Raw genomic sequence first — 13926 nt, forward strand, 5'->3', positions numbered from 1 at the left:
CTGGTGCGGCACGCCGGCGTGCTCGCTGACCTGCTCGAGGTCTTGCAGCCAGGAGGCGCGTGGCCGGGGGAGCGGTGTGGGTGGCGGGGCCTGCGGGCGTGCCGTCGTAGGACTCCGGCCCCAACGGCGCCGTCGGCGCGCGAAGGCGGGTTGACCGGCTCCCCGACCGAGTCCGGGCGTAGGCCCAGGCGGCGGGGGAGGCGTGCGCCACGACGCGGGCCCCGGCACCCGGTACCTGGCCTTCACCTCGTCGGCACCACTGCCCAGGTAACGATCGCCAACGGTGGGCGTGACGACCCGGCCATCCTGACGTACTGACGCCGCTCCCCGTCCGCCCGGCCGGGGAGCCGGCGCCAGGGTGGACGGCTACCCGAACGGCGGTTTATCCGGATATGACACCGTTTTAGTCTGCCGAGAAGGGAAGCGGAGGCACTCCGCCCCGACGGACTCGGATTGGGAGACTCCATGCGCGGCCGGACGACTCGTCTCTGGAACTGGCCGGGGGGCGCGTTCCTCACGCTCATGCTCGCCTGCGCCGCTGCGGCCCCGCTGACCGGCTGCACCTCCGGCGACGACCCCGATCCGCGCCCGGACACCAACGTGACCGCCCCGACGACGGAGGACGGGCGGGAGACGGAGCAGGAAAGGCGGGAGAGGGAGAAGCGGGAGAGGGAGAAGGACGATGGGAGCTTCAACCGCGCGGGCCGGCTCTCCGACGGTTTCTCGGGCCACTGGCCACAGAGCTACAAGAAGACGGTCACGAATCCGTCCTCCGAGCCCTACGTGGGCACGCTCCAAGTGCTGGACTGCACACCGGGCGAGGCGAGCCGGCCCGCCATTCCGCCCAGCCAGACCGTGACCGTGCCCCCCGGGGGCAGGGTCGCGCCGGAGTTCAGGTTCTCGGAGGAGGGCGGGAACTCGAAGCCGACCCGCCAGGTCTGCGCGACCCTCCGGAACAAAGCCGGGGTCTCCGACGAGGTCAGCGAGCCGATCTCCGCGGATCCCGTGCCGCCGCCCGGGGAGACCACCGGCGAGACGACCGGCGAGACCACTGGGGAAACAACCGGAGAGACCACTGGGGAAACAACCGGAGAGACTACGGGCGAGGTGACCGGCGAGACCACTGGGGAAGCCACGGGCGAGACGACCGGTGAGACCACTGGGGAAACGACGGGCGAGGCGACCGGTGAGACCACCGGGGAGACCACGGGCGAGACCACCGGCGGGGGCACGTCCGAAACCGGCGGGTCCGACGAGAACGGCTGAACCGTCCGAGCGAAGGGGGCTTTATGGCCGAAGAGGACTCCGACAGCGGAAGGCGCCCATGGGGCGACTGGGTCGTCACCTTCGCCACACTGGCCGCCCCGACCACGTTCTTCGGTGCTCTACTGCTCTACTTCGGCTTCGCTTACACCGATGCCCTGTACGCGCACTTCGGCGTCGACGCCGCGACCCTCGGCTTCTCCACCCAGGACTACGCGCTGCGCAGTGCCGGGGCCCTCTACGTCCCCGCGGGCGCGGCGCTCACCGTCGCGCTGGCCGGCGTCCTGGTCTACTACGCGGCGCGCACGCTGGGAAACCGGGGCGCGCCCCTGCCGCCGGGGAGCCGACTGGCGCCGTATGTGGTCTCGACCTGCGGCCTGGTCATGTTCGTCCTCGGCGTGCTCGGCGGTTTCGCTGTGTGGCGTGCCGGAGCGATGGACACCCCCCTGCTGATCGGCGGCGGGCTGGTGCTTGTCGTGTTCGGCAGGGCCCTCTCCTTCAAGCTCCGCGGCGCCGACTACCCGGTGGCACGCGAGCGGCTGGCGCTCGCCCTCGTGGCCGCGCTGGTCGGCCTGTCCTGCTTCTGGGCGGTGCACGCGTACGCCAAGAGGCACGGCGCTGACGACGCTCGGTACCTGGCAGGGCGCCTGTGGCTGCGTCCCGCGGTGACCGTCGACACGGCGGAGCGCCTGTACTTCCCCCCTCGGCAGGTACGCGAGACGGCTCTGCCGGTCACCGGTCCCCCGCAGCGGTTCCGGTACCGGTACGAGGGTCTGCGGCTCCTCGCGGAGGTCAACGGCCGCATGTTTCTCATCCCCGAGGACTGGGCGGAGACGGGCGGCGGCGTGCTGGTCGTGCCGGCGGACGGCGCGGTGCGCGTCGCCTTTCACTCGGGCTGAGGCGTCCCGGCCGCACAGGTCGTCGCGGGTCGGGCACCCGGGCCCCGCCTCACTCTCCAGCGACCACTGCTGACACGAAGCCGAGCGCATCGCCTGCGTCCCGGCCCTGCTCACGCGCCGAGGTCCATGCGCTGCGGATCATCGACCACCACTCCGCCAACGGCCGCCCGTACCCGAATCCGTAGCCGCCGACGCCGATCACGGCGCCCAGGGTCCGGAACTCCTCCTGCGCCGTGCGATCGCCAGCGAGCGCGTCGCAGCCACGGAGGCGGCCGTCGCGCCGGCGCAGCAGCACGACACGCGACCAGGGCCCGCTCCGACCGCTCCACCCCAGTCGTCCACGCCTGGAGCGTCTGCCGTCCCTGGGCGCCGAGCACGGGGTGATCGAGTAACCCCTCGAGCAGATTCCGCCCGCGGGCGTCACGGAGGAGGGGCTGACTTTGGCACTGTTGCCACCCCCGTCGACGGTAACACCTGTTACCATGCTGGCATGGGGAAGACGCAGCTGGGCGCGCGCGTGGATGAAGACGTCGCGGAACTCGCGAAGAAGCGCGCCGCCGACCTTGGACTGAGCATCGGCGACTACCTCGCCCGGCTCGTACAGGATGACGCCAGCGGCCTGCGCGCCCGCGCGGTCGACGTAGCCGCCCGCTTCCTGGTGGAACATCAGAGTGTCTTCGACGAAGCCGAGGGTGCCCAGCAGGCACCGCCGGGAGCCTGCGCGGCCTGATGGATCTGAACATCGACGTGCCCTGGATCCTGCAGGTTGCCGAGGCGGCCGGGGCGAACGATCCGGCACCTGACGACTACGGCGTTCCCATCTCGGCGGTGGCCCGCCACCGGGCCGAGCTGTTCGAGCAGGCCGTCTACGAAGGCCCCTACGTCAAGGCCGCCGCCCTGGTGCACACGCTGGGCCGGTGCCGCTGGCTGGAGCGCTCCAACCTCGCCGTCGCCGCGGCCACCGGCGTGATGTACCTCGAGGCCGCCGGAATCACGGTCAAACCCGCCCGCGAGGACGCCATCGCTCTCAAGGACCTGCTCCTGGACCCGACCTGCACCGCCGAGAAGATCGCCGCTCTGCTGCGGGCCTGGCCCACCACCACCTGAAACGACTCGGTGGCCCCCCGCACACTGGGATGGGTTCGCTGAGGCAGGAGACCAACCACCGGGGGAGGAAGCGCAGATGGATGTGGGCTCGATGCTCGGCAACATAGGCCGGGTGGCGGCCGGGGTGGGCCGGTTCGTGTGGGAGGCGATGACCGCGCCGACCACGGGCACAGAGGACGATGCCCGGTCCGAGGTGGGCAGGCTCGCGGAGAAGATCGAAGACGAGGTACCGGAGGAGCTGCGGGACCGGGCATGGGGTCTGGTCCTGGAGGCGCTGTACGAGGTCCCCCGGGAGATCGAGCAGTTGGTGGAGGAACACCAGGGGCCGGACGACGAGGAGACCGAGGAGCCGTCGGCCCAGCAGTGAGGCCGGAATCCGAAGGGTCCGTCACCCCCACAAGGAGCGGCGGGCCCTTCGGCCTACTGGGGAACGGCACCCACAGCCGGCAGTTCAGCCCTGGTCTTGGTGCTGTTCCCGGGACTCCTGCAAGCTGACTCACGTGCTGCGCAGGGCGGCGCGAATCTCCTTGCGGTCCTCGACGGCCTGCTTCTGGCCGGTGTCCGCCACGGTGTGACGCTCGGGCAGCCTGGTGAGCCGGTCGGCGAGACAGTTTGGCGACCGGTACCGCGGCCTTCAGCAGCTCGTCGATCTCGTCGCCGGTCTGCGGTCGCTCCTCGTCGTGCTCGCGGTCGGCGCCCTCCAGGCCCTGGGCGAGCTTGGGCCGCAGGCCTCTGGACAGGCGCCGGCCGCCGACGCTGGTGGGCTGGTCGCCGAGGAGCACGGAGGCGTTCACCAAGGACAGCGGGTGACGGGAATGGTCGCCGTTTGCGTGGCCGACGACGGCAACGGCCAGGCGACTTCACCACACCGTCGTGCACCGCCGTCCCCCCGGCGTTCGGCCCGGACGTCGGGGAGGGGAACGGCGGCGGCATCACGTCCTGCCCGGGACACCGCCCGGACGCCGTCCATGAGGCATCGCCGCCGCCGGCACCGGGGACGCGCACTACCGGATGTTCCTGGCCCGGCTGATACTCGCTGAGCGTGAAGGAGCTGCTCATCATGTGAGTCCCTCGCCACACAACGTCGGCCGGTTCACGTCCACGGGGCGCCGAACACGGCGTATTCGAGCAGGCGGGCGCGGCATCGGACGGCGCCGGGCACCCCTTGGCGCGGCTTGGTCGGCGGCCGCCCGCATGAAGGAGAGGTGGACCGCGTAGCGGTGCGGTGACCAGTTCCTGTCCCGTCAGACCCAGCTGGCGATCGAACCGTCGGGGTCGTGGCCGGCCTCCCGGCCGACCGCTTGGGCCAGGGACCGTAGACGCCGGGCCAGAACCCGTTCGAGACGAGCGGCTGGGGGCTTGCCGACGGAGCCGTCGTGCCGCTGTGAGGGAACTTGGTGTCCTGCGAACTGCCGCAGCACCTCCCGCCGCTCGGATACGAGGTGGCTGCCGTGCAGCCGCGCCGACCAACCCCGCTCCGGGACCCGGAGACGGGAGGCCGCGTGCGCGAGCACCTGGTATATGGGCGGCGGAACGGGGCACTCGAATGCCGGAGGGTAATACCAAGAGTCCCTCATATACTGATTCGTCCCGCCGAGTCCCGTTCCTGATGGGGCATGCGGACACAAGTGGAAGAGCGGTCGAAGCACAGGTCCCGGGGCGGGACGAAGAAGGCCGAGAGACCGCGCCCCGGTCCGGGAAGACCGCCATCGATTCGGAATCAGGAGTTGTTCGTACGTGACTGAGAACGCGTGGAATTACCGACCGTCCTTCAACTACGCCGTCGGCGAGGACCTCACCGGCTACAAGGTGGAGGCGATCGACGGGAGCATCGGCAAGGTCGACAAGCACTCCGAGGAGGTGGACGACGCCTACGTCGTGGTCGACACCGGTGTGTGGATCTTCGGCAAGGAGGTCCTCCTGCCGGCGAACACGATTTCGCGCATCGACGCGGAGGACGAGAGGATTTACCTGGACCTCACCAAGGAACAGATCGAGAACGCCCCCGAGTTCCACCGCGAGAAGCACCTCGACGAGGTCGCGTACCGCGATCAGGTGGCTTCGTACTACGGGCACACGGGTGGCGCCGGCCCGCTGTAGGAGGCGGCGCTGGGCTGGTGGGGGCGCCGGAAGTGCCGGAGACGGGGAGGGCGAGCCGGCGGGGCCAGCGGCATGCCGGGATTCGCCCGGCCCGTGGCCGATGAGCGCAGGGCGCTGACCGCCTATCTCGCACATCAGCGGCGCGCGCTGCGTGACACCGCCTACGGTCTGACCGAGTAGCAGGCCCGCATGGCGGCCTCCGCAGCGAACTGAGCATCGGCGGACTGATCAAGCACACCGCACGGTGCGAGAACTTCTGGACCGACCTCATCCTTCAGCAGCAGCGGTGCGCGGCGAAAGGCTGACGAGTCGGACGCCGACGAATTCCAACTCGCCCCGCACGAGACCCTGGCCGAGGTTCTGGCCGCCTATGCCGAGGCAGCCGCGCGGACTGACGCGGTGATCGCCGGCACCCCGGACCTCGGGCAGGCCGTTCCGGTGCCGCGAGGTCTTCCGTGGTTTCCCCAAGAGGTCGGGGAACGGTCGGTCCGGTGGGTCCTGCTCCACCTGATCGAGGAGACGGCACGGAGGCCACGCCGACGTCATCCGCGAGAGCATCGACGGCGCGACCCGCTGCTCGCCGCAGCCGAAGCGTGGCCCGACCCGTGGTTCCAGCCGTGGGCACCCGCCTCTCCGGGAATCGGCGGACAGCCAGCGCCGATGGATTGATCAGTAGCCGCCTCCAGACCACCCCGTCCGTGGAACGGAGTGACTCCCGAGCCGATCGATTACCGACTGCACCACGGTGTGCCGGCATGGACCCTGAGAGCGGCTGCGGGGCTTCACCCCCCCAGTGCTCGACTGTGCCGATCGGCGTGAGGCGTTCGCGGGTCTGCGCCGCGGACCACCCCGGGGAGGCAGACAGCAGCGCTCCTGCGGACCGCGACACGGACTCGCTCGTCACGAGGTGGCGGGGGTGTGTCCAAGCCTCGAGATCGCTCAGGGCCGCGGTGAAGTCGCCGGAAGCGCGGGGCACCATGGACGAAATCGACGGGTCCTCGACCTTGGCCTCCGGCGAGCAGATCGGTACAAGCCGGCAGATTTCTTGGTGCTGAGGGTTGCGGACCTCGCTGGCGGCCTTTGCTCGTTCAACTCGCCGATGACACCGTCCACCGTCGGCCATCCTCGTATGCTGAGGAAGGCCTTACGTCTCCTGCCCGTTGCCGGCGGTGTCGCACAGCGCGTGGTCGACGAGCTCACTGGCGGCTTGCTCCTGTCGGAGTGCGTTGTCGGGCGAGTCGTTCAGGGCGGTGGACATGGAGACGGTGACGGTGCGGCTGCCGTCCTCGGTGGCGCCGTTCAGGGTGATGTAGCCGCCGTTGCCTCCTTCGTGGCTCCAGTAGCTGCCACCGCAGGACAGGGGCCGGTTGACCAGGCCGAGGCCGTAGCGTCCGTGTGGCCAGAACAGCTGGACCTCCGTGTTGACCGGGACGGTGTCCTGCATCTCGGCCAGCCGCGCCTTCGGCAGCAGCCCGCCGCCGAGCAGAGCCCGGAAGAAGCGGTTGACATCCGCAGTGGTGGACACGAAGCCGCCGGGGTCGGGGAGGATCACTTTGGTGACGTCGACCCGTTCGCCGGAGGGGAAGACCTGGTAGCCGTTGGCGTGTGGACTACGGAGTGTGGGGGTCTGGCCCGGCAGGTACGTGTGGTCCATGCCGAGCGGTTTCAGGATCCGGTCCTCGACCTCCTGGTGCCAAGGGCGATCCGCGACCTTCTCGATGATCATGTCGAGCAGGACGTAGCCGGTGTTGGAGTAGCTCCACCCGGCGCCGGGTGGGAAGTCCGGGCGGTGCCTCATCGCCAGCGCGACCATCTGTTGGGGTGTGTAGGTGTCGTACCGGCGCTCGTAGTACTCCTGCGGGGTCGTGTAGCCGGGGAGATCGTCGTCGTGGATTCCGCTGGTGTGCTGGAGAAGTTGGCGGATGGTGATGCGGCGTCCGTCGTTGCCGTTGCCGTCCACCAAGCCGGGCAGCCAGCGCTCCACCGTGTCGTCGAGCGCCAGGTTGCCCTCGTCGACCAGTTGCAGGACCACGGTGGCCACAAGCGCCTTGCTGGTGCTGGCGATTCGAAAGTAGCCGCTGCGGGGTACCGGGCGGTTCGTGCCCGCCTCGGCGACGCCGCTGGTGGCGACCAGGTCCCGGCCAGCGCCGGTGGTCACCCGTGCCTGGACGCCGATGACCCCCAGTGCCCGGATGGCGTCAGTTTCCCGGCGCAGATCGTCCTGCCCGTATCCGGGCGCGATCGCTTCGTGCCCATCGGTCGGCAGCTGGACGGCAACGGCCCCGCCGGCAGTGACGAGGACGGCCACAGCGGCAGCCAACCACCTTGTGCCGGTGCGACGATGCTGCCGATCAGGCCGGTAGGGCAGGGGAGCGTCCGGGTGGCGCGGCGCGGTGGTCGGGCTCGTGGATGTCATGCCCTCACGCTAGGTAGGCACTCGTTGCGAGTCGCTACCACAGGCTCCCCCACGAAAGGTACAGCCACCTGTAGTGCCCACGGTCTCCTGGCCATCTAGGGTTGATCACGTGGGGCCTCCCACAATCCCCCTGCACGACAAAGGGAAAGCGAGACAGGTGCTCGGCAGACCCGGCGCGGCCCGCGCACGGTGGCTCAGGACATGGCGCAGTGGGCGTTACCTGCTGGGCACCTTGGTGGCCACTACGGTGACGCTCGCCGCGGCGCCCCTGCTGTGCATTCCGTCGCTGGCACAGCCTTGGACCGAGCAGCATCGCCGACGTGCCGGCATGCAGCTGGGACAGTCGGTCGAACCGCGTCCGCGCGCCTCTCGCCGCAACCTTGTGTGGCTCCTGACGCAGGTGGTCACCGGTCTGCCGGCGGGCGCCGTGGCCTTGATCTTCCTGGGCAGCCTGTTGCTCACTCCCCTCATCACGGTGTTGTGGTGGGCCTTTCCCACGGCGCCGTGGCTGCCCGTGTTCAGCGTTCGCATCACCGACTGGGGCACCGCGTTGTCGCTCGGCCTGCTGAATCTCGTGGTCCTGGCGGGACTGGCCACCACCGGCCTCCCGCCGCTCGCCCGAGCGCACGCCCGGTGCTGCCTCGCCGTCCTGGCGCCATCGCCCGCGGAGCAACTGGCCGAACGCGTCACCGAACTCACCCAAACGCGTACAGACGTCCTGCAGGCTCACAGTGCGGAACTCCGCCGGATCGAACGAGACCTGCACGACGGCACCCAGGCCCGGCTCGTGGCCATCGCGATGCGGCTCGCCGTGGCCGGCGAGAGCCTCTCCGACGACCCCGAGACGGCCGCCGTTCTGGTACGACAGGCCCAGGCCGAGACCGAGGACGCGATGACCGAGCTGCGCTCCGTCATCCGCACCATCTACCCCCCGGTACTGGCTGACCTGGGTCTCTCCGGCGCGCTCAGCACCCTGACTGCCAGGGCCGGGATCCCGGCCCGCATCGACATCGGCCCGCTCGGTGAGATCCCCGCAGCGGTCGAAGCGGTCGCCTACTTCGCCGTCGCCGAGGCCTTGGCGAACATCGCCCGACACAGCCGGGCCACCCAAGCCTCGGTTCGCGTCACCCGCGACGGCGCGATGCTCTGCGCGGAGATCGCCGACGACGGCACCGGCGGAGCCGACGCCGCCCGAGGATCCGGTCTGGACGGAATGCGCCGCCGCGCGGCGGCTCTGGACGGCACCATGAAGATCAGCAGCCCGCCGGGCGGGCCGACCGTCATCACCCTGGAGCTGCCGTGCGCGTAGTGATCGCCGAGGACAACGTCCTGCTGTCATCCGGGCTTGAGCTACTGCTCAATTCCCAGGGGTTCGAGGTCGTCACGATCGCGGTCGACGCCCCCGGCTTCCTCACCGCCGTCGAAACCCACCGACCGGACGTCACCATCGTCGACGTACGGCTGCCCCCGTCCTTCCGCGACGAGGGCATCCGGGCCGCGGTCCAGGCCCGTCGAGACCACCCCGGACTTCCCGTCCTGGTCCTGTCGCAGTACGTGGAGCAGGAATACGCGGGCCGCCTCCTCGCCGACGGCCGGGGCGGCATCGGATATCTGCTCAAGGACCGGGTGAGCCGCGTCGCGGACTTCACCGACGCACTGCGTCGCGTGGCCGGCGGCGGCACCGCCATGGACCCTGAAGTCATCGCCCAACTCCTCGCCCACGGCGACCCCGTCGATGCCCTGACCGCACGCGAGCGCCAGGTCCTCGCGCTGATGGCCGAGGGTCACGACAATGCGACCATCGCCCAACGGCTCGTCATCACCGACAACGCCGTCCACAAACACATCGGCAACGTCTTCCTCAAACTCGGACTCTCGGCCGGCGACAGCGGACACCGCCGCGTCCGCGCCGTCCTGGCCTACCTCCGCCGCCATGGCGGTACCACGCCCGACGCCGCGTCAGCCTCCCCCCTCAGGGGTGGGGAACCCGGGTGAGCAGGTCCGGCCAACACCTGAGCAGCGGGTGGGGAAATGCAGGGTTCTGACCGCAGTTCCGTGAAGGATCTTGGCGTCTCTCGGCCCGGTGCGGCCCGTCCCAAGCCGCCTGGTTGGATGAACGCATGACGGATTGGTCGACACTCACCGACGCGTGCGGTTCGGCAGAGCACGTGCCTGCTCTCCTGGATCGATTCGAGACAGATCCGAGCGGTGTGTGGTCCGAACTGATGGACCACCTGTGTCCGCAGCTGGACACCGCCTTCACCGCCAGCTTCGCAGCACTTCCGCGCTTGGCCGAGATCGCGAGAGCGTGCAGCCCGGAGACCCTGGGCGGGGTGCTGCTGGCGGCGGGAGCCATCGTTTCCTGTTCGCCCGGGTTGTCCGATCCCGACAGCCCTCTGACGGTCTTCTCGGCTCCGATTGCGGTTCTGCATGACCTCACCGATCGCCGCCTGAGCCAGACGGCCGGGGCCGAGGAATACGTGCATCTGCTGCAGGCCCTGCTCTCCTTCGAGGGCGTCGAGATCTGGGATCGCTCCCTGGACGGCCTGCAAGCGGGGGAGTACGAGGTTGACTGCCCCTGCTGTGGTGTCACCATGTTCGTCGTCATCGGACAGGACGACTCCTTCTGCTGCACCGACGACTACGCGCTGCAAGAAGTGCAGAAGTCACCCCTCCAACCGGCGCGAACGCAGCAGCTGGAAGGGCTGCCCCGAAGGCTGTTCACGCGGACCTTGGCGGACGGCCAGGAGAGCCTGGCGCATGCCGTCCGTTACCTGTTCGGGCGGGCCGTCTGCCCGGACTGCGGGACCGAATTCTCGGTGGCCGAGCGTGTGGTGGCCGGCTGGATTCCGTGACCGGCCCGAGGCTATGTATGGGCGAGGATTCGGGTCCGTAGTGGTCGGAAGCCGGCCCGCCCGTACATGGCTCGCTTGATCGTTTTCACGATCGCCGTCGCAGACCGTACGTGACCTGTGGGCCCGCACGATCCCCACCCGCGGCCAGCATGCCGACGGCTACCCCGTGCTGTCCGAGGCATTCCGCGGCCTGCTCACGCCATCGCCGGTCAATGCCGCACCGAACTAGCGCAAAAGGTCCAGCTCGTGTCCGATCGCTTTGCGCAGGGGATCGTGCTGCGGACCGAGCGTGAACTGCTTGTCGGTCCATCTGTCGCGAGGGTAGAGCCACACCGGCTTGCTGACCAGGTTGGTCGGCTCCCACTCGAACCGTGGCCATACGTGCGCGTGCAAGAACCCGTCTGTATTGCCCAGGATCTCCAGATTCACCCGTCGGAAGGCCGCATCCATGCGACCAGATGTTCGCTCGACTGCTTCTCCGAGTTGGTCCATGTCGGACAGGAAGGCCAGTCGCCTTTCTCTGGGCAGGTCCGACAGTCTCTCCACTTTGGGATCGTCCACCAAGAGCACGGAATAGCCCGGCAGGAACTGCACGTCGCCGATCACTGCGAACCCCGCCTCCAAGCGCCGCAGCACAGCCGGGTTTTCGCCGCGAAGGGCAGTGCCGATGCGATCCGTCCGCCAAGCATCACTCATGGCCGGAACCTACCTGGTTACGATCCCCAGCGATCCGAGGGCGTCTGGGGGGTATCCCGGCCAAGATTTTCTCAGCCCCGGCGTCGAATGGCTTCGGATCGGCACCTTCGGCCGAGGTACTGCAACGCTCCAGCGAGGCTCCCGACGCCCTCACCATGGGCGAATCTGCACCTGCCCGGACACATCGGCTACGCCCTCACCGGAAGTCGCTGTCTGGGCGACGCCGACATGCTGGAACACCTGGCTCGCTACGCCGGGCAGCGTCCCCGGGCCGCCGCCCGCCTCATCCTGCTCACGGGCCGCATCTCCCCCCGACGCGAAACCCGGGCCCCGCGCGGACGCATCGCCCGCCTGTAGGTCCTTCCACGCGGGGTCCGGTCGAGCGCCTGAGCATGCGTGGGTCGTCGGGGCCGCGGACGCCCGCCTAGAAGGGTTTGGCGGCCCGCAGGAGACCTTGCGGAAGGTAGGGGGATTCGACGCGGATGTCCCAGCCGCGGCGGCGAGCGTGGCAGGCGAGCGCAAGGACGTCGAGGTTGACGGAGACGTCCGGATCGTCGGCGCGGTCGGCGACCTGGTAGTAGTCGCGGTGGGCTTCGAGCGCGTCGGCCAGGGCCAGGTTGAAGCTCTCCTCGTCACCCTCCACAAGCTGCGAGAGCAGGACGGCCGGCGGCATGGCGAAGCCCCAGTCCTTGGCCTTCTCGGCCTGCTGCAGGGCCCGCTGTGCGGCCGGTGCGGGATCGGCGTCCTTCAGGTAGGCGTGGAGCGCCTCGCGGTACGCGGCGAAGGCGGAGCCGTCCGGACGGGCGAAGGCGGGGCCGGTGAGGACCAGCGGGGCGAGGTCCTCGCGTACGCCCGTGATCAAGGCGAAGGCAGTGGCTTTCTGCCAGCTGTGGGCGCCGGCCTCCTCCTTCCGCTCGGCCGGGTAGCGCAGTGTGCGGCCGTCTATGGTCACCTCCACCTCGGTGCCCGGCTCCGCCAGGGCGATGCGGAACAAGGCCGCTCCCATCTGGGAGGCCAGCCGAAGGCGCGCGAGCTGGGCGTCCGTGACGCCGCCGGGGTCCCCCGCGCGCCACTTGAAGTGGCGCTCCTGATCGCCCATGACCCAGCTGAGCCGCGAAACGGCGAGGGGCTCTCCGTCGACCGAGGTGAACGCCTCCCGGAGGCGCTCCTCGTACATGGCCTCGGTCTGAGGGTGCACGGTCCGCTCGCAGGCCGGCCGCTCCACCACCAACGGGCCGGCGGCGAGCGCGGCGACCGCGTCCGGCCGCCGGTCCTGGCCGAATCCCGCGACGCGCGGGCCTCGGGTCTCGAAGCCGGTGATCAGGGCATGCGGGAGGTAGTCGGTGTGGATGGCAGGCGTCCAGCCCAGGGTCCGGTACGCGAGCGCGGCAAGGGCGATGGGGACAAGCGGGAGGAGGCTGCTCGGGGAGGCTGAGGGGCCGTGCAGGGTGGTGTGCCTGACCAGGAGGTCGGCCAGCGCGGCATCGAAGGCATCCCGGTCCTCGGCCGCCAGGGCGCGCAGGGTGCGCAGCGCCGCGCTGTCCGGCCGGTCCAGGAGAGGCTCGCCGGTCTCCTCGGCGCGGATACGGATCCGGTCCAGGGCCGCGTCGACGGCGGAGAGCTTTGCCTGCGCGCTCGGCGGGTACTCCTCGTCGTTCCCGGTGTCGTCCAGGACCACGGCCATCAGTCCCGTGGCGAGTTCGCCGACAGGTGTTCCCTTCGCCTGCTCGCCGAACTTCTGCCGGGCGAAGTGGAAGGCCTCGCCGTGCCACTTGGCCTTGTCCCGGAGGACCGACAGGCAGAGCGCGTCGATCCACTCCCCGGGCGTGACGCTCTCCTCGGGGGCATCCTCACCCGGGTCGTAGCTCATGCCAAAGTTCACGTACTCCAGGAAGACCTGGAAACTGCAGTGCGGGTGGTAGGCGGCGTAGGCGACGGCGCCGGCCGCGGCCTCGGAAGCGTCCTTGAGGGCGGCCTTGGCCTCCGAGGTGTCGAGTTCGGGTATTTCGACGGAGAGGGCGCCCAGGTAGTCGAGGAACTCGTCGGCGATCGCTTGCCATTCGTAGGTGGCCATCCGGCCCGCCCGCGACATGGACCGCACCTGACCCCCGATCCGGTTCGTGAAGTCCTCGAGTGCCGCCGACACGACGGCCCCGCCCACCTGATGACGCTCTACCCGCATTGTTTCGCTCCTTGATCAAATCTTGGGGACAGCGTAGGCGCCGGATCTGACAGGAGCGTTGAGGAGCCTCGGAGCAAACCGGCTCGAGGAAGACGGAGCGGGTGCTCGATGACCGGCAGGCCGATGGGAGGGTGCTCGACTCCCACGCAGATCTCATCCTCGGCGCGCAGGTACTCGGAGACCTGTCGGCGAAGATGCCGGCGGGTAGCCCGGGATGAGTGGGTTCGGTCTGCAAGAACGACATCGGGCCGGGTTCGTGCCTGCACAGCCTGGTGCGCGGGGCTCTGATGCGGGCTATGACCACCTCGAACGCGGGCGCGTCGCCAGCCTGCCCCGGACAACACATCTAGACGGGTCCCCTCGCCCGGTGGTAGCGAGCTTGCCAAGTGTCCGGGAGCCGGGGACCCC

Annotated in this window: 14 protein-coding genes and 1 pseudogene; 10 read left to right on the forward strand and 5 right to left on the reverse strand. The window is 69.7% G+C overall.

The genetic code is table 11. The features are described 5' to 3' along the window. Nucleotides 1–600 precede the first annotated feature (600 nt). Nucleotides 601–1266 (forward strand): hypothetical protein, encoded by a 666-nt coding sequence (locus tag IE136_RS26495; RefSeq protein ID WP_189601605.1) that lies wholly within the window; start codon nt 601–603, stop codon nt 1264–1266. 23 nt (nt 1267–1289) lie between these two features. Further along, nucleotides 1290–2162: a hypothetical protein gene (locus IE136_RS26500; protein ID WP_158983737.1), complete on the forward strand. Its 873-nt coding sequence runs from the start codon at nt 1290–1292 to the stop codon at nt 2160–2162. Between the two features lie 49 nt (nt 2163–2211). Here IE136_RS26500 and IE136_RS26505 read toward each other — a convergent pair whose 3' ends face one another. After that, complete coding sequence (locus IE136_RS26505) at nt 2212–2457, reverse strand: hypothetical protein (protein ID WP_189601606.1); 246 nt, start codon at nt 2455–2457, stop codon at nt 2212–2214. Between the two features lie 195 nt (nt 2458–2652). Between IE136_RS26505 and IE136_RS26510 the strand changes: the two genes are divergently transcribed. The 5 genes from IE136_RS26510 to IE136_RS26530 all read left to right on the forward strand — a co-directional run bounded on the left by IE136_RS26510 (nt 2653) and on the right by IE136_RS26530 (nt 6038). Then, the gene (locus tag IE136_RS26510; protein ID WP_189601607.1) at nt 2653–2892 is read left to right on the forward strand and encodes a hypothetical protein; all 240 of its coding nucleotides are present in this window, start codon (nt 2653–2655) and stop codon (nt 2890–2892) included. After that, nucleotides 2892–3269 carry a fic family toxin-antitoxin system, toxin component gene (locus IE136_RS26515; protein ID WP_158983733.1) on the forward strand — a complete coding sequence of 126 codons (378 nt, stop codon included), beginning with the start codon at nt 2892–2894 and terminating at the stop codon, nt 3267–3269. Before IE136_RS26510 ends, IE136_RS26515 begins: the two co-directional genes overlap by 1 nt. Nucleotides 3270–3345: 76 nt before the next feature. Then, nucleotides 3346–3636, forward strand: coding sequence for a hypothetical protein (locus tag IE136_RS26520; protein ID WP_229819169.1), 291 nt, complete (start codon nt 3346–3348; stop codon nt 3634–3636). A 1370-nt stretch (nt 3637–5006) separates the two neighbouring features. After that, nucleotides 5007–5369, forward strand: a complete 363-nt coding sequence (locus IE136_RS26525) for a PRC-barrel domain-containing protein (protein WP_189601608.1) — start codon at nt 5007–5009, stop codon at nt 5367–5369. Between the two features lie 360 nt (nt 5370–5729). Further along, complete coding sequence (locus tag IE136_RS26530; protein WP_373309145.1) at nt 5730–6038, forward strand: mycothiol transferase; 309 nt, start codon at nt 5730–5732, stop codon at nt 6036–6038. A gap of 475 nt (nt 6039–6513) precedes the next feature. On the opposite strand, the gene IE136_RS26535 is transcribed toward IE136_RS26530, so the two are convergent. Continuing rightward, nucleotides 6514–7689 (reverse strand): serine hydrolase domain-containing protein, encoded by a 1176-nt coding sequence (locus IE136_RS26535; protein WP_229819171.1) that lies wholly within the window; start codon nt 7687–7689, stop codon nt 6514–6516. Nucleotides 7690–7858: 169 nt separating this feature from the next. On the opposite strand from IE136_RS26535, the gene IE136_RS26540 reads away from it, so the two are divergent. From IE136_RS26540 to IE136_RS26550, 3 genes are all read left to right on the forward strand, one after another. Then, nucleotides 7859–9094: a sensor histidine kinase gene (locus IE136_RS26540; RefSeq protein WP_229819173.1), complete on the forward strand. Its 1236-nt coding sequence runs from the start codon at nt 7859–7861 to the stop codon at nt 9092–9094. Further along, the gene (locus tag IE136_RS26545; protein WP_198422415.1) at nt 9085–9780 is read left to right on the forward strand and encodes a response regulator; all 696 of its coding nucleotides are present in this window, start codon (nt 9085–9087) and stop codon (nt 9778–9780) included. Before IE136_RS26540 ends, IE136_RS26545 begins: the two co-directional genes overlap by 10 nt. 125 nt (nt 9781–9905) lie before the next feature. Beyond that, nucleotides 9906–10640 carry a hypothetical protein gene (locus IE136_RS26550; protein WP_158983727.1) on the forward strand — a complete coding sequence of 245 codons (735 nt, stop codon included), beginning with the start codon at nt 9906–9908 and terminating at the stop codon, nt 10638–10640. Between the two features lie 225 nt (nt 10641–10865). On the opposite strand, the gene IE136_RS26555 is transcribed toward IE136_RS26550, so the two are convergent. The 3 genes and pseudogenes from IE136_RS26555 to IE136_RS26565 all read right to left on the reverse strand — a co-directional run. Continuing rightward, on the reverse strand, nt 10866–11336 hold the full coding sequence (locus IE136_RS26555; protein WP_189601610.1) for an HIT family protein: 471 nt from the start codon (nt 11334–11336) through the stop codon (nt 10866–10868). Nucleotides 11337–11760: 424 nt separating this feature from the next. Further along, nucleotides 11761–13518 carry an immunity 49 family protein gene (locus IE136_RS26560; protein WP_189601611.1) on the reverse strand — a complete coding sequence of 586 codons (1758 nt, stop codon included), beginning with the start codon at nt 13516–13518 and terminating at the stop codon, nt 11761–11763. 182 nt (nt 13519–13700) lie between these two features. After that, nucleotides 13701–13852: pseudogene (locus IE136_RS26565) on the reverse strand (IS5/IS1182 family transposase); the annotation flags it as partial. Nucleotides 13853–13926 lie beyond the last annotated feature (74 nt).

The organism is Streptomyces lateritius, assembly GCF_014649715.1.
GTDB lineage: Bacteria > Actinomycetota > Actinomycetes > Streptomycetales > Streptomycetaceae > Streptomyces > Streptomyces lateritius.